The sequence below is a fragment of the Janthinobacterium saanense genome (assembly GCF_014200675.1).
Classification (GTDB): domain Bacteria; phylum Pseudomonadota; class Gammaproteobacteria; order Burkholderiales; family Burkholderiaceae_D; genus Janthinobacterium.
Window position 1 is genome coordinate 139,149 of record NZ_JACHCI010000014.1, and the last position, 20,825, is coordinate 159,973.

Here is a 20,825-nt window from a genome sequence, read left to right on the forward strand (position 1 = left end):
AGGCCAATCCGGCCGAAAAAAAGCAGACCAACAGCAGGCCATTCATGGAATTACATATCATTATCGACGGCACGCGCGACCTGGGCGGCCAGCTCTACCGACAGCTCAGCGAAGCGATCCGCAGCGGACGCCTGGCCGATGGCCAGCAATTGCCGCCCACGCGCCTGCTGGCCAGCCAGCTGGGGCTGTCGCGCAAGACGGTGTCTGACGTGTATGACAAGCTGGGCTACGAACAATTGCTGGTCGGGAAAGTGGGCGTGGGCAGCTTCGTGCAAACGCCGCACGCCAGACCGCAGCGCCGCCATGCCAGCACGCAACTGGCCAGCGCCGGGCGGATTGCACGCTGGGAAGCCACACCCGTACCGCTGCGCCACTCGGCGCAGGAAGCGCCAGCCCGCTACGCTTTCATCGGCGGGCGGACCACGCCATCGCACTTTCCACAGGATGAGTGGCGCGCCTGCGTGCAGCACGCCGTGCGCCAGGATGTGCAGGCGCGCGGCCGCTATGGTCCCGTGGAAGGCTTGCCCGCCTTGCGCACGGCCATTGCCGGCCATGCCGCTTTCAGCCGGGGCATCCATTGCACGCCTGAACAAATCCTGGTGTGTAGCGGCGCGCAACAAGCGCTGAGCCTGCTGGCGCAAACCCTGCTCGAGGCGGGCGATACGGTCGTGGTGGAAGAGCCTGGCTACCCGGTGGCGCGCCAGGTGTTCGCCGCCCAGGGCGCGCGCGTGGTGGGCGTGGCAGTGGATGAGGATGGCATCATCGTCGAACAGATACCCGACGGCACGCGGCTGATTTATGTGACGCCAGCGCATCAGTTCCCACTCGGCATGCCGATGAGCATGGCGCGCCGGCATGCCCTGCTGGAACGCGCGCGTTATCTGGGCGCCATCATTATCGAAGACGATTACGACAGCGCCTTCCGCTATGAAGGCCGGCCCACGGATTCGCTGCAGAGCATGGACCGCTATGGGCTGGTGGCGCACGTGGGCAGCTTTTCCAAGATCATGCTGCCGGAATTGCGTCTGGGTTATGTGGTGCTGCCGCTGGCCATCGTGCAAGCCGTGCAGACGGCAAAATACCTGAACGATAGCCACACGGCCAGCCTGGGACAGCATGCGCTGGCCAAATTCATCCAGGATGGTCATTTGCTGCGCCATATACGCCGCTGCCACGATATTTATGCCGGGCGCCGCGAACGGCTGCAGCACTGGTTTGACGGCGCCTTGTCACCATGGTTCCGCCTGGTGCCAGCCAGCGCCGGTTTCCACGTGGCCGCCCTGGCCCAGGCGCCGCTCGATATTGCCGAACTGCTGCGCCGGGCACGGCTGGCCGACATCAGCCTGTATGCGCTATCCGGCTTTTATCACGGCCCGGCCCGCCACGAAGGCCTGTTCCTCGGTTATGGCGCCATCGACAAGCTCGACATCGACACGGCGCTGGCCATCGTCCACACTATCTTGCAGGAGATGGCGCCGCTACGCTGACCCTTTTGCCCAGGCGATGATGCCATTGGCGTCGATGGCACCCGGCTGGCGCGCCACTTCCCGGCCGCCACGAAACAGGGCCAGGGTGGGAATGCTGCGGATATTGAAACGGGCGCCCAGGTCTTGCGAGGCTTCCGTATCGACTTTCACCACACGAAAGTCTGGCTCCAGCGCCTTGGCGGCCTGCGCATACCACGGCGCCATCGTGCGGCAAGGACCACACCACGGCGCCCAGAAATCGACCAGCACGGGAATGTCCGTGCGCTCGATATGCTTGAGGAAACGGGCGCTGGCCAGGTCTACCGGCTGGCCCGTAAACAAGGCTTTCTGGCACTTGCCGCACGTGGGCTGCTCGCGCAAACGCGCTGGCGGCAAGCGGTTGACGGCGTCGCAATGGGGGCAAACGATGTGCAGGGCGTCGGGCGTGGCAGCGGTCATGGCGATCCTTTATACAGACAGTAGACGGTATTTTAAGATGGATTGCCGATTCCTGAGCTCACCGCTAGCGCCGGGTTTGCTGTAACCTCTGATGGATAAAAATAGTTGTACCACGGAGAAGACCATGGACCTGTCCCACACACTGTCGCTGCAAAAGGCCGCCTATCTGGCCCAGCCCGCCCCCACCCTGGCTGAGCGCCGGCGCGACCTGCTGTCCCTGCAACGCTTTATCCGCGATAACAAGGTGGCCCTGTGCGAGGCGATCAGCGCCGATTATGGCAACCGTTCAGCCCACGAAACCTTGCTGACGGAAATTTTTCCTGCCATCGATGGCATAGACCATGTCTTGAAACACTTGCGTTCCTGGATGAAACCGCAGCGGCGGGCCGTGGACTGGCGCAACTTTTTTGGCGCGCGCAACCGCGTGATCCCGCAGGCGCTGGGCGTGGTGGGCGTGATCGTGCCGTGGAATTTTCCGCTGAACCTGAGTTTGATACCGCTGACCTACATCTTTGCCGCTGGCAACCGCGCCATGGTCAAGATGAGCGAGAATTCACGCCACCTGGCCAGGCTGCTGATAGACAAAATGCCCGCTTATTTTCCGCCGGACAAATTACAGTTTTTCGATGAGACGGGCGGCGTGGGCATTGCCTTTTCGCAACTACCGTTCGATCACCTGCTGTTTACGGGATCGGGCCAGACGGGCCGTGCCGTGATGGCGGCGGCGGCGCGCAATCTGTGCCCCGTCACCCTGGAACTGGGCGGCAAGGCGCCAGCCATCGTTTGCGACGATTTTCCGCTGCGCACGGCAGCCGAGCGCATCCTGTTCGTGAAGTATTTGAATGCCGGGCAGATCTGCACCACCGTCGATCACGCCTGGCTGCCGGAAGCGAGCGTGGCGGAATTTGTGCAGCATGCACGCGAGATCGTGCCGGCGCGCTATCCGCAATTGGACACGCCTGACTACACCTCCATCATCGACCAGCCTTCGTTTGAACGCCTGTTGCAGGCGCTCGACGATGCGCGCGAACGCGGGGCACACGTCATTTCATTGCTGCCGGGGCCGGCCTTTGACCGGGCCAGCCGCAAGATCGCACCGCATATCGTGATCGATGCGCCGGAAGACTGCGTGTTGCTGAGACGTGAAATCTTTGGGCCCATCTTGCCGCTGCGCAGCTATGCGAATCTGGAAACAGTAATAGACAGCATCAACGCGGGGCCGCGTCCGCTGGCCATCTATCCATTCAGCCATCGCCAGGAGACCATACAGACGCTGATCACCCGCGTGATGTCGGGCGGCGTGTCCGTCAACGACGCGCTGTTCCATGTCGGCCAGCACGATCTGCCCTTCGGCGGCGTGGGCGATTCCGGCATGGGCCATTACCACGGCCACGAAGGGTTTCTCACATTTTCCAAGCTGCGGCCCGTGTTTTACCAGGCACGCTACAGCTCGCTGAAATTCCTGTGGCCGCCGTACGGCAAACTGGCCAGCCGCATCCTGGCCTTTCTGACCCGCTGATTTAGAAAAACAGCGAGGCGGCAATAGCCCACATCACGAGTGCAATGATGCCGTCGAGCACGCGCCAGGCCATGGGCTTGGCGAACACGGGCGCCAGGTAGCGGGCGCCAAAACCCAGCAAAAAGAACCACAGGGCCGACGCCATGATGGCGCCGCCGGCAAAGTAGAAGCGGCCATTGCCTTCATGCTGGCCACCGATGGAGCCCAGCAAGATCACCGTGTCCAGAAAAGCGTGCGGGTTCAGCAGGCTGAACGCCAGCGCCGCGCCGATCACGGCCCAGTAACCTTCAGGCGCCTTGGCGGCCGAGGCCGTCAAAACCGATGGACGCCAGGCCGATTTGGCGGCGCGCAAGCCGTAGGCGATCAAAAAGGTGGCGCCGCCAGCCTTGGCCCACAGCAAGAAGTTGGGGTTATCGGCAATCACGCTACCCATGCCGGCCACGCCAGCGGTAATCAGCATGGCGTCGCACAGCAGGCATACCAGAATGCAAGTGAGCACGTAATGACGCTTCAAGCCCTGTTTCAGCAAGAAGGCGTTTTGTGTGCCGATGGCAACGATCAAGCTCGCGCCCAAACCCATGCCTTTCAAGAAGATTGTGCTGTCCATATCGATTCCTTTTGAGTGCTGTCCAGATTGCGCACGGCCGCCCGCTCCCGGCCGGCAAGAGCCCGGCAGAGCAATAAGAATGGTGTGTGGACGGTGCGGCGGAGCCTGGCTAGACTAGGCTGAGCTCGGCTGCGCGGCAATGTGGAATGTTTATCCTATGACGCTAGTGTAAAGAAAATGTAAATATAAGTATAATGAATGATTCTAACCATACATAAGAGAAACTTATGCGCGTCGTTGACTATCGAGGCCTGGCTGCACTCGATGCCGTGATCGGCCTGGGCAGCTTTGAAAAGGCGGCACAGGCGTTGACGATTAGCCAGCCGGCCGTGTCGCAGCGCATCCGTACCCTGGAAAACCTGGAAGGCACCTTGCTGATCATCCGTAGCCAGCCACCCACCCCGACCGAGGCCGGCCAGCGCCTGATCGCCCATTACCGGCAAGTCAAGCTGCTCGAGGCGGCGCTCGACGCCCAGCCCGGTCCCACCACGCAACTGCCGGAACTGGCCATCGCCGTCAACGCCGACAGCGCCGCCACCTGGATACCGGAAGCGCTGGGGCCGCTGCTGACGCCGCCGTCCTGCCTGCTCGACATCCGCCTCGACGACCAGGACCATACCTTGAGCCAGCTGCGCGAAGGGCGCGTGTTTGCCTGCGTCACCAGCGCCTCCGACCTGGTGGCGGGCACGACAGCAACACCGCTGGGCGCCATGCGCTATCTCTGCGTGGCTTCGCCTGCATTTGCCGCGCAATGGTTTCCCGATGGTTTTACGGTCGAAGCCGTCAGTCAGGCGCCAGCCATCACCTTCGGCAGCAAGGATGCGCTGCACGAACGCTACCTGGAACACCGGCTGGGCTACACGGGCCGCTATCCCCACCATGTGCTCGGTTCGGCGCGCGACTTCGTGCGCTTCATCGAAGCCGGTTACGCCTATGGCATGGTGCCACTGCTGCAGGCCGAAAACGCGCTGGCCAGCGGACGCTTGATGGACGTGGCGGCGGGCCAGGCGCTGGACGTGCCCCTGACCTGGCATGCCTGGGATATCCAGACGCCGCTCACGCGCACCTTGTCGGACGCCGTCATCGCCACGGCGCGCAAATGGCTGCTGCAAAATGGCTCGACCCTGACGGGTCTGGCGGGTGTGACGGAGACGGATGCGGGGCAAGCCTGAAACAAGTGACTGTGCGCCGATAGCGCGCGCGCAACATACGCCAATTGTCTTACACTAGTGCAACCATCCCACGCCAGAGAACACCATGACGATCGCGCGCACCGCCCTGTTCTCCCTGCTGGCCATGATTCCCCTGGCGGGCGGCCTGATCGCCTGTTCGCCGCTGACGGCAATTAATGCCCTCTCGTCAAGCAGCACCTCGCGCGTCACGCCGGACCTGGCGTACGGACCGCTGCCACGGCAAAAACTCGATGTCTATGCGCCGAAAGTCCATAGCGGGCCGGTACCGGTGGTGGTATTTTTCTATGGCGGCAACTGGGTTTCGGGCGAGCGCAAGGATTACGCCTTCGTCGGCCATGCGCTGGCATCGCGCGGCTATCTTGCCATCATTGCCGACTATCGCTTGTATCCCGAGGTGCACTACCAGGAAATCCTGCAGGATGCGGCCCGCGCCGTGGCCTGGGCTGCCATGGAAGCCGGCCGCTACGGTGGCGACACGACACGGCTATTTGTAATGGGCCATAGCGCGGGCGCCTACAACGCCGCCATGGTGGCGCTCGACCCCAGCCTGCTGGCTCGCCACGGCATGCACCCGCAAGACTTGCGCGGCTGGATAGGCCTGGCTGGCCCTTACGATTTCTTGCCGATCGAAAACCCCACTACCCGCCCGGTGTTCTTTTTCCCCGATACGCCCGCCTCCTCGCAACCGGTCAACCACGTGACTGCCAATGCGCCGCCCGCCCTGCTGATCGCGCCCCTGCCCGGCAATGACAAGCTGGTCGATCCGCAGCGCAATACTGGCGGCCTGGCCGCCGCCCTGCGCGCGCAGCAGCGCCCCGTGACGGAAGAATATCTGGACGGCGTCAGCCATACGACCTTGGTCGCCTCGCTGGCCAGTCCCCTGCGCATGCTGGCGCCTACACTGGACCGCGTCAGCGCCTTCATCGATCAGCTCAGCCGCCTGCCCGCTGCAAAAGAATCGCACGATACACAGGCGCTACAACAGCAAACGCAAAGTCCCGCACAAGCTGCGACAAACACAGCCTTGTAACTAAAAACGCCCATCCGCTAAGGGATGGGCGTCGTATTGCAGGCTACACAACCGTTACGACTCCAGTGTGACTAGCCCATCCGGGTCTCGGTCCCCGGGAGGCTACGCAAGCCGGGCAGCAAGGGTCTTGCTGCTTGAGGATTACTCCTTGCGGCCGGTGCTGCCGCTGGGTTTGGCTTGTGCTGCACTGCCAGCGGTATGTGCGGCGCCAGCGTCAGCGCTGCCGGACTGCTGGCTACCCTGGTGGGTGGCGCTTTGCAGGCTTTCGCCAGCGCGGCTTTGCCCCTGGCCCTGCGCACCGCGCTGGTCACGGCTGCTGCCGTTATGGAAGGCCTGGAACGGTTCAGAGATACGCTGAATCGCGTCTTGCTGTTTGCGCACATTTTTTTCCGTTTCTTCGGAAGCCGTGCGCGCCACTTCTTCGGCCAGTACTTTGGCCGTGCGGCTCGTTTCAGCCACATGCTTCTCTGCTACGCTGGCCAGGTCGACTTGCGCATCGGCCGCCAGGCGCGATGCCTGCTGCTGATAAATACGCAATTGTTCGGCCACCGGCTGGCCGGAAGCGGCGGCCGCCTGGAACAGATCTTCCGCGCGGTCGACCGTAATCAGATGCTGGCCGGCAATCGTGGACTCTTCCAGCAAGCCTTGCGCAAATTGCAGATTCAAGTCGCTAAATTGCTGTACCGAACGGAACAGCGATTTCGAGATACCGTTAAAAAACGACAGTTGCGCTTCCAGATGGCTTTTGGCAGCAGGGCTGACACTACGTGAATATGGATACATAGAATTTCCTCATGAAAGTGCGGTGGAATGAAAGACCTGTGCGGCCAGGCACTGCAGCGATGTGTAAGCAGATATCCAGCAGATATCCATCAAACAGGCTCGGCCGCGCTACGCGAAGAACATATCCGTTTTGGTGGAGAGATGCTTTGCAACGCGAATTTCAAGGCTACGTGAGCACCGGTCAGGAGGGATGATATGGATCAAAGGTGTGACAGGTGGCGGGCAAAATAAGAGGTCCGCCCTGCCGTTAAGCGACTTGCTGCCGCCTGGCGCCATCAGCAAAGTCGAGGCACTTAAACAGGCGTATCAATCAACGCGTGCGTAACCATTGCGCTGCAGCGACGCCGCCAGCCAGCGGTTGCCATACCAGCCGCGCAGCAGGAAATAAGCCAGTTCGGCAAGCAGCACCAGCAGCATCAAGGGGAGGATGCGCAGGTTGACGGCCAGCTGGCTACCAAACCACAGGCAGGCTTCCACCCCCAGCATGGGCAGCAAAAACCACCAGCGGCGCTTGGCGACGGCCCACAGCGGGCCAAGAAAGAAGGCGGGCCAGGAAAAGCCATCATGCACATACGCATAATGACCGGCAGCATCCATCAGCAATGAGGTATTGCGTGTCATCAGATCAGTGGTTTCAGGCTTCGGGGGCATGGATGATCGAAAATCATGATGAATTTCTGCTGGCCATGGAAGAACTGCAGTATGCCGCAAGCTTATAGAAGAGACAAGCAAATGTAGCAGGCCCGGCTTGAAGCCGGGCCTGCCATGCGCTCAAATTAACGCAAGTTGCCGGTGTGGCCCAAAGAATAACGGCCCGGTTGCGGCCAGACGGTCAGGCCGTGCGGCTCCTGCCCTACTTTGACTTGCGACACGGAACCGTTGTTCGTGTCGATGCGGTAAACCACATCGTCGAAACGGCCCGACAGCCACAGATACTTGCCGTCGGCGCTGACGTTGCCCATGTCGGGGCTGCCGCCGCCAGGGATTGGCCATTGCGCGACCACTTTTTCGGTGGCGAAATCGATCACACTGACGCTGCCCTTGCCCTTGCGCTTGCCGTGGATGCGGTGCGTGCCACGGTTGGCCACGTACAGTTTCTTGCCATCGCGGCTAGGGTACAGGCCATGCGTGCCCACGCCCGTCTGGATGAAGCCGATTTCCTTGAGGGTGGCGCCATCGACCACGTGCACGCCATCGGCGTCCATGTCGGCGATAAAGAATTTCTTGCCGTCCGGCGAGATGCGTATGTCTTGCGGCATGCCCTTCTTGACGCTGCAGATTTCATCGGCAGGGCCGCCTACGGGACCGGACTCGGCGAAACGCTTGCTTGGCATCTGCAGTTTCAGATAGCCATCGACCTTGCGGCCCACCATGTCGATCTTGGCGATGGTGCCGTCGAATTCGCAAGTGAAGATGGCGTAGCGGCCATCGTTCGAGAAATCGGCATGGTTGATGCCGCCGCACTGCGGCGTATCGATCGAATATTGCACGGCCATGGTCTTCGGATCCCTGAAGTCCAGGCGGTGGCGCGCTTCGGCCACCACGATGGCCGACTTGCCGTCCGGCGTGTAATACATATTATAAGGATCGTCGACCGGCACTTCCTTGCCCGGCTTGCCCGTCAAGGGATTGATCGGCGTCAAACTACCCTTGTTGGTGCGCTCGGCATTGTTCGCCACCCACAGGGTAGACAAATCCCACGATGGCACGACGTGCTGCGGGCCGCTGCCGACCTTGAACTTGTCGACCACTTTCAGGCTTTCCTGGTCGATCACATACACATCGTTCGAACGCAGATTGGGCACATACACGCGGCGCAGATGGTCTTTGACCACCGGGCTCATATTGCTGCTGCCTATGCTGCCGTAAACGTTTTTAGGGTCGACCAGCGGCGGCATGCCTGGCAGTGGCGAATACGCTGCTGCAGCTGGTGCGGCCGGGGCCGGTGCGCTGGCGCCGATGACCTGGCTGGCAACGCCGAGGCCGAGAGCGGCCGCGGCAATGGCGGATAAGGTGACGATGGTGCGTCGTTGAGGTTTTTTCATGGATTTTCGCATGTTTTCGTTGCAAATACCGGCACGTAGTCAAACGGCCGGCGTGGTATCAGTGTTGGGGCTTTATTAACGTTGTATCAATTTCTTGATGGCCGCTACCGAAGTGTCGACCTGCAGCCTGACGCCGATCTCGCCCAGCTCGGCTGTCGCGCGCGTCGCGTCGCCGCGCACGCCGTCAGCCACGCCAGGCTTGGGTCCGTGGGCCATGGCATCGCTGCGCACCAGCGAGGGATCGGTCGCCAGCATCAGCGCCGCGTCTGCCAGGCCCGCGTGCAAGCCGATCTCGGCATTGCTATAGCCGCGCTTCTGCAATTGCGCAATATACGCCGTTTGCGTGATGTCATAGTAATCGAGCAAGGCGTGCGCACGCGCGTCAAGCGCGGCTGGCTTCGTCACGGTCGATTTGCTCCAGGCGTGATTGAGCTTGTTGGCCACGTTTTGCTCATTCTTTTGATAACCGCCATGGTCGCCCACGAACACGATGTCGCGAAAACCATGCTGGCGCAAGCTGGCCGCCGTACCTTCCAGTAGCGCTTCGAAGGCGGCGGGCGGTATCGAAATCGTGCCCGCGTGGCGCATATGGCCGGCCGGCGGATTGATCGTGCCTTCCGGCACATAGGAAACAACGGGCGCGACAATGGTATTGCCCAGCTTTTGCGCGATCTGGCGCGCCAGCATGCCGGCACGCACATTGTGCTTGCCCAAGGCAATATACGGGCCGCTTTGCTCCACGCCGCCGATGGGCACGATCACCGTGGTGGCGCCGTGATCGATGCGGGAGCGCAATTCGGTACTGGTCAAGTCTTCCAGCATCACGCTATTGCTGGCAGAGGCCGCCATGACGGGGGCGCTGCCGATCAGGCAAGACAAACTCAAAGCCAGCATGGCGCCCACAGCTTTGAACGGGATAAGGGGCGCGGATGGCGCAAGGGTAGCGGGGTGCGCGATGCGCAGGGGCAACTGCAGTGTCATAGGCAAACATCTTTCCGTGATCATCAAGGGTGACGCCATGCCTGGACTAAGCAGGCAAGCTGGCTGCCACGCGGGAATTGTATTCCATCGAGGCAGGATCGGCACGTTAATTTGTCGCGACGTTTAGCAAGGGCTTGACTAGGGGAAACTATCTACAAAACGCTGCCTAAAACAATAGCAGCCATTTGCATTTCACACCATGAACTCTAAGGACATGTGAAAGCCGACGTGAGTTGCTGCAGTAAAGAAATTCACTTGTATCCCATCGATGATTGTTGCGCTAGCAGCATCATTGCCATATGGCCATTCGCGCAGCAATACCTTATCGCAGCCCTTAATATCGAACCAGATTTCGGCAAATAAATACCATTTACCAACAACAACAACAACCATTCACCATGAAGTGATAATGTGTGATTTTTTCCGCTTGACAATTCGTTATGCTCTGGAGCCATTGGAAATCGGAAGCCGACCTCTGCCATACCAACATCTTGGAGCTCACGTATTTGCAATGATGTCCTGCAGCAAGAAGACTAAAAAACATAATAGGAAGCCAACAGGTACATGGGGAAAAAGCGAAATCGATACTGCCAACCAATTCCAAAAATAGAAATACTCCGATTTAATCCTGACAAAACCAAAGTCACTTTTCTTGATAGATAATAAAAGAATGAATTTCAACCACTGGTCAGAACACCCGCGGCTTAAAGGGATGAGCTTCCTTGCCATCAACATTAGCAACCATAATGAAAATACACGTCAGATTAATGCGACGCTTTTCGCTCAACAAAAGACGGGACAGTGGGACATCAAACGTGAAATCCTCCGTGCAGGATTATTGAACAAGTTTGTGGTCCTGTTCTACTCGAATCCAGGCAACGCTTCAACACTATATTTTGGAAAAATCAAAGCTACAGACATTACTGGTGAGACTGACCATACACCTCCACGCGATCGCTACGAACTGGAGGTACAAGCACCATGGCAAAACTTTGGCATGTCTGACGTATCGTTCTCACGATTCTTTGACGGTGTGACCATGAGTTCATCACCAACCACTGTATGGGTTAACGCCCCACGCAAAAATGCGGAAAATACGCACTCAAACAGCTACTGCGAAGCGTGGCTAGGGGATCAATGGCAACAGATATTAGTATCTGAGGCACGCATGCACTATAAACCACTAGTAAGGTGCATTGAGTGTCACGGAGCTGTGGTACTAATGAAGGCAGGACCTGGAGGTATTCCAAGAGCTCACGCTGAACATCGCCCCGGGCACGAGGGTTGTTCTTTAGGGCATTATTATAAAGGTGTAAGCTTTCCGCACCCGTATCCTATTCAAGAACTAACCGATGGAAGTAGAGATCCATTTGCCGACCTAGTGATAAACGAGGATGACGAATCAGCATTTCCAGAAGGGGCGGAAAGCTACCAGCTCCATAAGAAGCGTGAACGTGACCCAAATATTGTTTTGCAAGCGAAAGCAAAACGCTTCAGAGAGTCAAATAAACTGGAATGTGAAGTTTGCCTAACAGATTTCCATTTAGTCTATGGTGCACTAGGCTATGGCTTTATCGAAGCACACCATAAGGTTCCAGTGGCACAACTCGACGGCATAGGCCGTACTAAAATTGATGACCTTGCTATGGTATGTTCAAACTGCCATAGAATGCTACACAGAAGTGGAGGAAGAACTGTTGAAGAGCTTCGTGAGATTGTACAACCAACATACTCCGCAACGAGTGATTGATGAGGAAGTACCAATCCAGGCCCTGAAGAAATGGCAACAGGAGCAGCCGGATCTATTTTTCAAACGGGTTTATGGTCAAACAGAACTGGGGAGCTAGAAACTGCTCCTACATCTAGCGGTGACATACCCAATTGTACGCATCAGGAGGAACACTGGGGCCATACCCATGAAGGCATGGCCCGCTTCCTTGTAGCCACGTTCGGTGCACAGTGTGCACCAAGCAAGTTCAACCCAGCATGCGGCGGGTCGGTGCTGGCAAGCGGCGTGAGCTGGCGACAGGCAAGCCACCGGCAGCCCTCAAGCCGGACTGCTGCGCTTCGCCACGCAGGCGGAACACGGACACCACGTCGACCAGCTCCACCGCGCGGTCTTGCAGCGAGGCAGCAGCGGCCGCCGCTTCTTCCACCAGGGCCGCGTTTTGCTGGGTGACCTGGTCCATCTGCGAAATCGCCTGGTTGACTTGTTCGATGCCGGCGCTTTGTTCGTGGCTGGCGTTGGCGATATCGCCCATGATGTCGGTCACGCGCTTGATGCTGGCGACGATTTCTTCCATCGTTGCACCCGCTTCATCGACCAGCACCGTACCGGCGTTGACCTTGTCGACCGAATCGCCGATCAAGTCCTTGATTTCCTTGGCGGCGGCGGCCGAACGTTGCGCCAGGTTACGTACTTCCGTTGCCACCACCGCAAAACCACGGCCCTGCTCGCCTGCACGGGCCGCTTCCACGGCCGCGTTCAGCGCCAGGATATTGGTCTGGAAGGCGATGCCGTCGATCACGCCGATAATGTCGGCAATCTTCTTGGCCGACTCGTTGATCGACCCCATGGTGCCCACCACTTGCGCCACCACCGCGCCACCCTTGCGGGCCACGTCCGAGGCAGACACGGCCAGGGTATTGGCCTGGCGTGCATTGTCCGTATTCTGGCGCACGGCCGAAGTCAGCTCTTCCAGGCTGGATGCGGTTTCTTCCAGCGACGAGGCCTGCTGCTCGGTACGCACGGACAAGTCCGCATTGCCGGCCGAAATCTGCGCGGCAGCCACGCTGACCGTATCGGCCGAAGCGCGCACGGTGGCGATCACTTCCACGATGCGGTCGAGGAATTTATTGAAGGCGGTCGCCGTGCGGCCCACTTCATCCATATTGGCCACCGGCATGGAAGCCGACAGGTCCAGCGAGACGCTGACTTTTTCCAGCGTATGCTGGATATTGCCCAGGCCGCCGCTGATGGTGCGGTAGATATGCAGGGCCAGCGCGCCGGTCAGCAGCACCGCCACGCCCAGCACGGCCAGCATGGTGTTGAAGGCCGTATCGTAAGCATCCAGGCTTTCCGCCTTCACATCATCGACCAGCTTGTTGTTATACGCCAGGTGGTCGTCCATGCTTTTCTTGGCGGCGGCGGCCGTGATGGCCAGCGGCGTGCCGGCCATCAAGGTGGCGCGCACGCCATCCATGTCGCCCGCGTAGGCGGCGGCAAAGAATGGTTTCAGGGCCTGGCGGTAGGCTTCCATGGCGGCCTGGTCGGCGTCGAGCATCTTGCGGTCGGTTTCGTCATAGATGCGCTCGGCGCGGTACTTGGCGATGATATCGTCGAAGTCCTTGTTGGCGGCAGCCAGGGCCTTGTCGAGCGCCGTCTTGTCGGCCAGGTTGGAAAACACGGACAAACGGTAGCCGGCCAGGCGCGAATCGGCCAGCGAAGCCTTGGCGGCATGCAAGCCCTGGATACTCGGAATGATGCGGTTCTGCACGGTGTCAAAGCGCTCCTGCGAACGCTGCAACTGCCATGCGCCGCCGGCGCCCAGCAATAGCAAGGCCAGCAAGGCGATGGTCAGGGTCAGTATAAGTTGCTTGGTGATATTCATGATGTACTCAGCAAATGAAAAAAGCAGCCCGCAGCGTCATGCCGGGCTGCAGGGCCTGGCAAGGCCAGGTACTACATACGATCGCTGTGCGCGATCAGGCAGCCAAAGGAGCGGCGGCGTCCTCGGCATCGGGGCGGCGCAGCAAGTCGCCGTGTTCGCGGGCAAAGGCGAGACCTGCCTTGTAGCCCACGTCGAACAACAGTTGCATGTTCGAACTGGACCAGTCGAGGGTGTCGGGCCAATGCTCTTCCGGGATGCCACCCATCAAGTCCAGCTTCAGCAAACGGCGCTTGGGCTGGCCCGTGCGGGCATCGGTGTTGTGCTCCAGCTCGAACAAGCGCATCTCGCTCTTGGAAATTTTGACCAGCGGCGTGATGATGGAGCGCACCCAGGCGTCATACAGGTTGCGCGGCTTGCGCAGCAGGCGCTCATCGCCCAGGATGTCGAGGATGACCAGGGTATCGGCGTCGTGATGCTCGCCCTTGCCTTCGATGAAAGGATCGAAATTGAGCGTATCGAGCGCGGCACCTTCGATGTAATCACTGCCATCGATGGTGGTCGGCGCGTACAGGAAGGGGAACGACAGGGCCGCGCGCACGTGCTCGGGGCCGATTTCATGCTTGCCCCAGTTTTGCATGCGATGCTCGCTGAGGTTATAGGCATTGATGTAGAACTGGGGCCGCATGCGCGCCACGCCGGAAAAATCCACGGCTTTTTCCAGGAAGGGCAAATGCGCGCACAAGCCCAGGCTTTTCATCGACAGGTCCGACGGCGACAGCGAGGACATCATCAACTTGCCCCAGTCCGACCACGCGCCAGGCGCGCTCGCAAACGTTTGCTGTATCGCCTGAAAAAAAGGATTGTTGGCCGGTGGCTGGAAAGCGTCGCGGAAGGTGCTCGCCTGCATGCCCGGCTTCTGGAAAATCTTGTAATTGATGGGGATCATCTTGTAGATGCTGTCAGCCACCCCCGTATCGGCCCAGCTTTGCAGGGCCTGGCGTGGCGTGGCGTCATGCGGCGTGGTGTAAAGCAAACCCATCAAAACACCGGCGCCGGACGCCGAAATGACGTCAAAATTGATGCCCTCATCCACAAAAGCGGCCAAGGCGCCAGCGATCAAGGTCGAATTTGGTGCACCGCCACCTAACAGCAAACCTGTCTTGCGTGCCGCTCCTTGGCGTGTTGCCTTGGATGGCTTCATCGTTACTGTTTTCATGCATTCTCCCTGAGTAGTGTAAGCCGGCCAACACCCGTGATTGACGGTTACCATGACGGTTACTACTGCTGTATTTCCACTTTTATACGGCCTTGCGGTGGCGACGCGCGCCGCTATTCCCACAAGAATAATGTTGCTTAAACAGATATGAAATTAACATAAATAAATTCCATATGGCAATTTAATTAATGTATAAGTGATATTCAGAAAAGCCATAAGTCGAGGCCACGCGGCATGGCGTGGTGCGACGCAGCAAAACTAAATCGACTGGGAGTAGGAAAATTCCTCATCATGTAGGAAATTTCCCCAATGCAATGACTAGCCGGAGGCAGCATCCGAGGGAAAACTGGATTTCGCCAGGCTGCGCGGCGGGCCGGAAAAGTGCAAATGCAGCGACAGGAAGTCAACAAACACGCGTAACTTGGGCGAGAGATGGCGGCTCGAAGGCCACAGTATCCAGAACTTGCTGGCGTGCCGCAGATACTCTTTCAACACGGCTTGCAACTCGCCGCGCGCGATTGCCTCTTTCACCAGAAAATCAGGCAAATACGCCAGGCCCACACCCTGCGTGGCGGCGCCGATCAGAGCTTCGATGTTATTGCAGGTAAGTACAGTACGTAAACGCAACTCTCCCTCCTGCCCCGGCGTGCGGAACAGCTCCCATTCCTGCAATTTGCCCGTGCTGGGGAATTTATAGCGCACGCAGCCATGCTGCGCCAGATCATGCGGCACGGCCGGCACGCCATGGCGTGCAAAATACGCCGGCGCGCTGACGATAGAAAAGGCGAACGGCCCCAGTTCGCGCGCCATCAGCCGTGAATCGCTGAGCACGCCGCTGCGCACGGCCACATCAATGCCTTCGGCCACCACGTCGATCAAACGGTCATTAAAGTCCAGGTCCAGCTCGATCTCCGGATAGCGCTGCGTAAACTCGGCCAGCAGCGGCAGGATGAAGCGGTAGCCGATCACGGGCAGGCTGACCCGCAGCTTGCCGCGCGGCGCCTCGGCCAGGTGCGACAGTTCTGCCTCGGCATCACCCAGGTCGGCCAGGATGCGCTGGCAGCGCTCGTAAAACAGCGCGCCCTCATTACTGAGGCTGATGCGCCGCGTGCTGCGGTTAAGCAGGCGCACGCCCAGCTTTTCTTCCAGCCGCGCCACGCTTTTGCCCACCGCCGAGGCCGACACACCGAGCAGCCGGCCAGCGGCCACGAAGCTGGACGTTTCCGCCGCCCGCACGAAGGCGCTAATGCCATTCAGATTATCCATCGACCACCATTCAAGATTATTTGTCCGCTATGACTGGATTTTCAGCCTCTTTTTCTCTGATTCGAGCCATATTATCATGAGATTCCCTAGCACTGGAATCACTCCCATGAACACGAAACGAAGCGAAAACCCCGCTGCACGGCGCGCCCTGGTATTGGCGGCCGTCTGCCTGGCGGCGCTGTGCATGCCGCTCAGCTTTACCGGACCGGCCATCGCCATTTCTGCCATCGCCGCCGAACTGCATGGCAGCCCTTTGGCGCTGGCCTGGATCTCGAATGCCTTCATGCTCAGCTTTGGCGGCTGCCTGATGGTGGCCGGCACCCTGGCCGACCGCTATGGCCGCAAACGCGTATTTATAATGGGCATGAGTTTGTTTGGCGCGGCCTCGCTGGCACTGGCGGCCGCGCCCAGCATCGCGCTGCTCGACGCGCTGCGCGCCGTGCAGGGCCTGGCTTGCGCCATGGCCTTGTCCAGCGGCCTGGCCGCGCTGGCGCAGGAATTTGACGGCGCCAGCCGCGCGCGGGCCTTCAGCCTGATCGGCACGGCGTTTGGCGCCGGCCTGGCCTTCGGCCCCTTCCTGGCCGGCAGCGTGATCGACCATGGCGGCTGGCGCAGCCTGTTTATCATCACGGCCGCCGCCGGCTTGATCGCCCTGCTGATCGCCGCCCGCACCATGCACGAATCGCGCGACCCGCAAGCGGGCAAGGTGGACTGGCCAGGCGCCCTGAGCTTCACCAGCGCCTTGTCGCTATTTACCTATGCCCTGCTGCAAGCGCCGCACAGCGGCTGGAGCAGCCCCGCCAGCCTGGGCCTGCTCGGTGGCGCCGCCCTGTTGTTGATGACCTTTGTCGCCATCGAACGCCGCAGCGCGCGGCCCATGCTGGACCTGTCGCTATTTCGCCTGCCCGCCTTCGCCGGCGTGCAGCTGCTGGCGGCTGCTCCGGCGTTTTCCTTCGTGGTGCTGCTGGTGCTGCTGCCGGCGCGCCTGATCGGCATCGAGGGCTACACCTCGTTCGAAGCAGGCGGCATGATGGTCGCCCTGTCTGCGCCCATGCTGGTGCTGCCGATGCTGGCCAGCCTGGCCGCCCAGCGCATCGGCGCCGCGCACATCTGCTGCGGCGGCTTGCTGCTGACGGCCGCCGGCCTGCTGTGGCTGTCGCAATGTGCGCCTGGCATGCCGGCGGCCACCCTGCTACTGCCATTGCTGCTGATCGGCTGCGGCATCAGCCTGCCCTGGGGCTTGATGGATGGCCTGGCCGTCAGCGTGGTGCCGACCGAGCGCGCAGGCATGGCGGCCGGCATCTTCAACACCACCCGCGTGGCGGGCGAAGGCATCGCGCTGGCCATCGTCAGCGCCCTGCTGGCGGCGCTGACCTTCACTGCGTTGCGCGCTGTGCCCGGCATCGATGCCCAGCAAGTAGCGCTGGCCGCCCCTTTCCTGGCGATTGGCGAACTGCAGCACGCCGGCGAACTGCTGCCGCAACTGGATATGACGGCACTGGCGCAAGCCTATGGCACGGCGTTCCGCCACTTGTTATATGTGCTGGCGGCGATTACCGTCGCCTCGAGCCTGCTGCTGCTGGCTTTCCTGCGCCATCCAGCCAGCGCCCACGGCACTGCCTCATCACTGCCTGTTTGCGACACCGTTTCTTGATACCCTCCTGACCCCTGCCGACACGGCGGCGCTCCGGCGCCGCTGCCCCGCATTCCCGCCTGCGACGCTTTCCAGCAACACGCATCATCTTTCCATAATTAAAACAGTTTACGTATCAAAGCGCTTTGAACTACAATCAAAGCGCTTTGAACAATACCCAAAGCGCATTGGATTTGCGTGGCTGTGCAATTACGTCCGCACCGATGACACACCTATAAAAATACTGGAGATACGATGAAACGACACTTATTGAAAGCCTTGCCTGCCGCACTGGTGATGGCCTTGAGCGCTACGGCCGCTCAGGCCGCACTGCCGATCGACTTCGGCGGCTACCTGCGCTCGGGTTTCGGCACCAGCGGCGAAGGCGGCAAGGAATCCTGTTTCGGCCTGGCTGGCGCCTCGTCCAAATATCGTCTGGGTAATGAGTGCGAAACCTATGGCGAGCTGAAATTTGGCGGCGAAGCATTCAAGGCGGCCAATGGCACGACCTTCCGCATCAACACCCTGGTGGCCTTCGCCGTCAACCAGAACCAGGACTGGGAACAATCGGACCCGTCCTGGCGCGAAATCAATGTGGTGGCCGACAAGATCGGCACGGGCATCCTGGCCGATGCGCGCGCCTGGGTGGGCAAACGCTATTACGACCGCCAGGACGTGCACATCACCGATTACTATTTCTGGAACAATAGCGGCCCGGGCGCCGGCCTGGAAAACATCGACCTCGGCCCCGCCAAACTGGCGTACGCCATCATCCGCACGGCCGACGAGAAAGACAGCAAGCGCATGGCGCTGTCGCATGACTTCCGCTTTTCCGGCATCAAGGTCAACCCGGATGGCGAACTGACCGTGGGTCTGCAGTACAACCAGAAACGCAACGCCGCAGGGGCCGAACCCATCGCCAGCGGCCATTTGCTGACCTTCATGCATACACAGGGCAATTTGCTGGGCGGCTATAACAAGGTCGCGCTGCAGTTCGGCAAGGGCAGCGCCGCCAACACGGGCGGCGCCACCCTGGGCGCGACCAGCAACGACAAGCTCACGCGCCTGACGGAACAACTGATGATGCAGCCGAAAGGCGCCTGGTCGGGCATGGCGACCTTGGTTTATGAAGACAAGCAAACGGCGGGTATCAGCAGCAAATGGACCTCGCTCGGCGCGCGCCCCGTTTACAACTTCACCGACAACTACAGCCTGGCGGTGGAACTGGGCCACGACAGAGTCAAGCCGGAAGACGGCGAAACCCGCCAGCTGACCAAGCTGACGATCGCCCCGCAACTGGCGGCCGGCCCCAGCTTCTGGTCGCGCCCCGTGCTGCGCGCCTTCTACACCTATGCCAAATGGAACAAGGCAGCCCAGGCGGCGGCCGTTGCAGACACGGCGCTGTCATCGACGGGCGTGTTTGGCGGCAAGACCAATGGTAGTTCCATGGGTTTCCAAGTCGAATCCTGGTGGTAAGAGCATCTGAAAAACGCCCATGGCGGCGTTGCAAGAGCTTGCCGTACTAGCGTACTGCCTGCGCCCTTGCGCCTGGCCCTGAACGTTTTATCAGACGCTCTTTGTTGAAAATTCAAACAATGGCCGGCGCCCTTCGGACGCTGACCGATGGCAGTCGCACCGCCACATTTAGGGGCAAATAGTCACCGGACTCACCATCGCGCCGCTGCACGCGATGGCCGGCAGTTACAACGTAGTGCACAGCAATCCTCTTTTAACGCGGGCGCCTTCGGGTGAGCCCGCGTATTTTTTTGGCGCGGCCGCAAGTCGCTCGCTTGCGCACTACGGCCAGGCACGATTATCAGATAAACTAGCCAACATCGCTCCGCGCCGCGCCTGCCTATCGCTGGGCGCCGGCAGCGGCAAGACTCACCCCAGACGCAGCATCCATGAACCTCAAAAATCTCGCCAAAACGCTAGGAATTTCCGAAACCACTGTCAGCCGCGCCTTGAATGGCTATCCGGAAGTGAGCGAACGCACGCGCGAACGGGTAATGGCGGCCGCGCAGGCAGCCGGCTACCGCCCCAATCCCATGGCGCGCAGCCTGGCCGTGGGACGCACGAATATCGTCGGCATCATTTATCCGCTGATGCCGAACGACCTGGCCGACCCCATGTTCATCGAGATCGTGGGCGGCATGTCGGAAGCGCTGGAAGCGCAGCAGATGGACATGATCATCGCGCCCGCCTCGGCCAGCAAGGAATTCCACACCTATGAACGGATGGTCAAGGGGCGCCGCATCGACGCGCTGGTGGTCGGGCGCACCAAGCCCTACGACGAGCGCATCGCCTACCTGGCGCAGCAGGGCCTGCCGTTTGTTGCCCATGGCCGCACCCAGCTGAACCAGCCGCACGCCTGGTTCGACTATGACAACGAGGCTGGCATGCGCCTGGCCGTCGAGCGCCTGCTGTCGCTGGGCCACCAGCGCATCGGCCTGATCAGCGCCACGCCGGACCTGAACTTCGTGCGCCAGCGCGTGGACAGTTTTCGCAGCGCCATGCAGGCCGGCGGCCTGGCCATCGATCCCGACAACCTGGTCGACAATGCCCACGACCGACGTGCCGGCTACCAGGCCATGCAGCGCCTGCTGGCCCGCTCGCCCCGCCCCACCGCCGTCATCGTCGACAATCATATGTCGGGCGTGGGCGCCGTGCGCGCGCTGCTCGACGCCGGCATCGCCATCGGCAGCGAGATGTCGCTGATCGTCTGGGGCGTGATGGAAGATTCACTGGCTGGCCACAACGTCACCACCGTGGTGCAACCCGACCCGCGCGGCGCCGGCGCAAAAATGATACAGATGCTGCTGGCCCTGATGGACGGCACGCCCGCCACCGAGCTGCAGGAATTGTGGCCCTGCGAGCTGCTGCCTGGCGAGTCGGCGGGGCGTGTAGCCAGTAGCTAAATTCTGCACTGGCCTGGTAGCAGAAATCTGGGGGGCTGACCCCAGCCTTTGTCACCCATTCCTCCAATACAAATTCTCGACTTCGATTTGTATATCGC

Annotated in this window: 17 protein-coding genes; 8 read left to right on the forward strand and 9 right to left on the reverse strand. The window is 60.4% G+C overall.

Features of this window, described 5'->3' with window-relative positions:
• The first annotated feature begins 44 nt into the window (after positions 1-44).
• Positions 45-1,487 carry a MocR-like pyridoxine biosynthesis transcription factor PdxR gene (pdxR, locus tag HDE72_RS18710; protein ID WP_183743709.1) on the forward strand — a complete coding sequence of 481 codons (1,443 nt, stop codon included), beginning with the start codon at positions 45-47 and terminating at the stop codon, positions 1,485-1,487.
• Here the strand turns inward: pdxR and trxC are convergent.
• Positions 1,479-1,925: a thioredoxin TrxC gene (gene trxC / locus HDE72_RS18715; protein ID WP_183743711.1), complete on the reverse strand. Its 447-nt coding sequence runs from the start codon at positions 1,923-1,925 to the stop codon at positions 1,479-1,481. The genes pdxR and trxC overlap by 9 nt on opposite strands.
• A 124-nt stretch (positions 1,926-2,049) precedes the next feature.
• On the opposite strand from trxC, the gene HDE72_RS18720 reads away from it, so the two are divergent.
• Positions 2,050-3,444, forward strand: coding sequence for a coniferyl aldehyde dehydrogenase (locus HDE72_RS18720; protein ID WP_260176794.1), 1,395 nt, complete (start codon positions 2,050-2,052; stop codon positions 3,442-3,444).
• Position 3,445: 1 nt separating this feature from the next.
• On the opposite strand, the gene HDE72_RS18725 is transcribed toward HDE72_RS18720, so the two are convergent.
• Entirely contained in the window at positions 3,446-4,051 is a 606-nt protein-coding gene (locus HDE72_RS18725; RefSeq protein ID WP_183743715.1) for a LysE/ArgO family amino acid transporter, read from the reverse strand.
• 227 nt (positions 4,052-4,278) lie between these two features.
• Here HDE72_RS18725 and HDE72_RS18730 point away from each other — a divergent pair, with 227 nt between their 5' ends.
• Together HDE72_RS18730 and HDE72_RS18735 are read left to right on the forward strand one after the other, a co-directional pair.
• The gene (locus tag HDE72_RS18730; RefSeq protein WP_183743717.1) at positions 4,279-5,223 is read left to right on the forward strand and encodes a LysR family transcriptional regulator ArgP; all 945 of its coding nucleotides are present in this window, start codon (positions 4,279-4,281) and stop codon (positions 5,221-5,223) included.
• Between the two features lie 85 nt (positions 5,224-5,308).
• On the forward strand, positions 5,309-6,274 hold the full coding sequence (locus HDE72_RS18735; RefSeq protein ID WP_183743718.1) for an alpha/beta hydrolase: 966 nt from the start codon (positions 5,309-5,311) through the stop codon (positions 6,272-6,274).
• A gap of 141 nt (positions 6,275-6,415) precedes the next feature.
• On the opposite strand, the gene HDE72_RS18740 is transcribed toward HDE72_RS18735, so the two are convergent.
• The 4 genes from HDE72_RS18740 to HDE72_RS18755 form a co-directional block, all read right to left on the reverse strand.
• Entirely contained in the window at positions 6,416-7,057 is a 642-nt protein-coding gene (locus HDE72_RS18740) for a phasin family protein (protein WP_183743720.1), read from the reverse strand.
• 306 nt (positions 7,058-7,363) lie between these two features.
• The gene (locus HDE72_RS18745) at positions 7,364-7,708 is read right to left on the reverse strand and encodes a hypothetical protein (protein WP_183759324.1); all 345 of its coding nucleotides are present in this window, start codon (positions 7,706-7,708) and stop codon (positions 7,364-7,366) included.
• Positions 7,709-7,833: 125 nt separating this feature from the next.
• A complete protein-coding gene (locus HDE72_RS18750; RefSeq protein WP_183743724.1) occupies positions 7,834-9,102 on the reverse strand; it encodes a YVTN family beta-propeller repeat protein in 1,269 nt (422 codons plus the stop codon).
• A 75-nt stretch (positions 9,103-9,177) separates the two neighbouring features.
• Entirely contained in the window at positions 9,178-10,083 is a 906-nt protein-coding gene (locus HDE72_RS18755; protein WP_260176800.1) for a creatininase family protein, read from the reverse strand.
• Positions 10,084-10,735: 652 nt separating this feature from the next.
• Here HDE72_RS18755 and HDE72_RS18765 point away from each other — a divergent pair.
• Entirely contained in the window at positions 10,736-11,833 is a 1,098-nt protein-coding gene (locus HDE72_RS18765; RefSeq protein ID WP_183743728.1) for an HNH endonuclease, read from the forward strand.
• Between the two features lie 226 nt (positions 11,834-12,059).
• On the opposite strand, the gene HDE72_RS18770 is transcribed toward HDE72_RS18765, so the two are convergent.
• The 3 genes from HDE72_RS18770 to HDE72_RS18780 form a co-directional block, all read right to left on the reverse strand.
• Positions 12,060-13,694, reverse strand: coding sequence for a methyl-accepting chemotaxis protein (locus HDE72_RS18770; RefSeq protein ID WP_183743731.1), 1,635 nt, complete (start codon positions 13,692-13,694; stop codon positions 12,060-12,062).
• Between the two features lie 94 nt (positions 13,695-13,788).
• Positions 13,789-14,910, reverse strand: coding sequence for a patatin-like phospholipase family protein (locus HDE72_RS18775; protein WP_260176795.1), 1,122 nt, complete (start codon positions 14,908-14,910; stop codon positions 13,789-13,791).
• Positions 14,911-15,228: 318 nt separating this feature from the next.
• Complete coding sequence (locus tag HDE72_RS18780; RefSeq protein WP_183743733.1) at positions 15,229-16,176, reverse strand: LysR family transcriptional regulator; 948 nt, start codon at positions 16,174-16,176, stop codon at positions 15,229-15,231.
• Between the two features lie 106 nt (positions 16,177-16,282).
• Here HDE72_RS18780 and HDE72_RS18785 point away from each other — a divergent pair, with 106 nt between their 5' ends.
• The 3 genes from HDE72_RS18785 to HDE72_RS18795 all read left to right on the forward strand — a co-directional run bounded on the left by HDE72_RS18785 (position 16,283) and on the right by HDE72_RS18795 (position 20,727).
• Positions 16,283-17,830 (forward strand): MFS transporter, encoded by a 1,548-nt coding sequence (locus HDE72_RS18785; RefSeq protein ID WP_183743735.1) that lies wholly within the window; start codon positions 16,283-16,285, stop codon positions 17,828-17,830.
• A gap of 234 nt (positions 17,831-18,064) precedes the next feature.
• Positions 18,065-19,285 (forward strand): maltoporin, encoded by a 1,221-nt coding sequence (locus HDE72_RS18790; RefSeq protein ID WP_183743737.1) that lies wholly within the window; start codon positions 18,065-18,067, stop codon positions 19,283-19,285.
• Between the two features lie 428 nt (positions 19,286-19,713).
• Complete coding sequence (locus HDE72_RS18795; protein ID WP_183743739.1) at positions 19,714-20,727, forward strand: substrate-binding domain-containing protein; 1,014 nt, start codon at positions 19,714-19,716, stop codon at positions 20,725-20,727.
• Positions 20,728-20,825: the final 98 nt, after the last annotated feature.

Bases quoted from the DNA above. Each gene is read 5' to 3' on its own strand.
- trxC (WP_183743711.1), bottom strand. From the start codon at position 1,925: ATGACCGCTGCCACGCCCGACGCCCTGCACATCGTTTGCCCCCATTGC.
- HDE72_RS18795 (WP_183743739.1), top strand. From the start codon at position 19,714: ATGAACCTCAAAAATCTCGCCAAAACGCTAGGAATTTCCGAAACCACT.
- HDE72_RS18720 (WP_260176794.1), top strand. From the start codon at position 2,050: ATGGACCTGTCCCACACACTGTCGCTGCAAAAGGCCGCCTATCTGGCC.
- HDE72_RS18725 (WP_183743715.1), bottom strand. From the start codon at position 4,051: ATGGACAGCACAATCTTCTTGAAAGGCATGGGTTTGGGCGCGAGCTTG.
- pdxR (WP_183743709.1), top strand. From the start codon at position 45: ATGGAATTACATATCATTATCGACGGCACGCGCGACCTGGGCGGCCAG.
- HDE72_RS18750 (WP_183743724.1), bottom strand. From the start codon at position 9,102: ATGAAAAAACCTCAACGACGCACCATCGTCACCTTATCCGCCATTGCC.
- HDE72_RS18770 (WP_183743731.1), bottom strand. From the start codon at position 13,694: ATGAATATCACCAAGCAACTTATACTGACCCTGACCATCGCCTTGCTG.
- HDE72_RS18790 (WP_183743737.1), top strand. From the start codon at position 18,065: ATGAAACGACACTTATTGAAAGCCTTGCCTGCCGCACTGGTGATGGCC.
- HDE72_RS18755 (WP_260176800.1), bottom strand. From the start codon at position 10,083: ATGACACTGCAGTTGCCCCTGCGCATCGCGCACCCCGCTACCCTTGCG.
- HDE72_RS18735 (WP_183743718.1), top strand. From the start codon at position 5,309: ATGACGATCGCGCGCACCGCCCTGTTCTCCCTGCTGGCCATGATTCCC.
- HDE72_RS18730 (WP_183743717.1), top strand. From the start codon at position 4,279: ATGCGCGTCGTTGACTATCGAGGCCTGGCTGCACTCGATGCCGTGATC.
- HDE72_RS18780 (WP_183743733.1), bottom strand. From the start codon at position 16,176: ATGGATAATCTGAATGGCATTAGCGCCTTCGTGCGGGCGGCGGAAACG.
- HDE72_RS18775 (WP_260176795.1), bottom strand. From the start codon at position 14,910: ATGAAAACAGTAACGATGAAGCCATCCAAGGCAACACGCCAAGGAGCG.
- HDE72_RS18785 (WP_183743735.1), top strand. From the start codon at position 16,283: ATGAACACGAAACGAAGCGAAAACCCCGCTGCACGGCGCGCCCTGGTA.
- HDE72_RS18740 (WP_183743720.1), bottom strand. From the start codon at position 7,057: ATGTATCCATATTCACGTAGTGTCAGCCCTGCTGCCAAAAGCCATCTG.
- HDE72_RS18745 (WP_183759324.1), bottom strand. From the start codon at position 7,708: ATGCCCCCGAAGCCTGAAACCACTGATCTGATGACACGCAATACCTCA.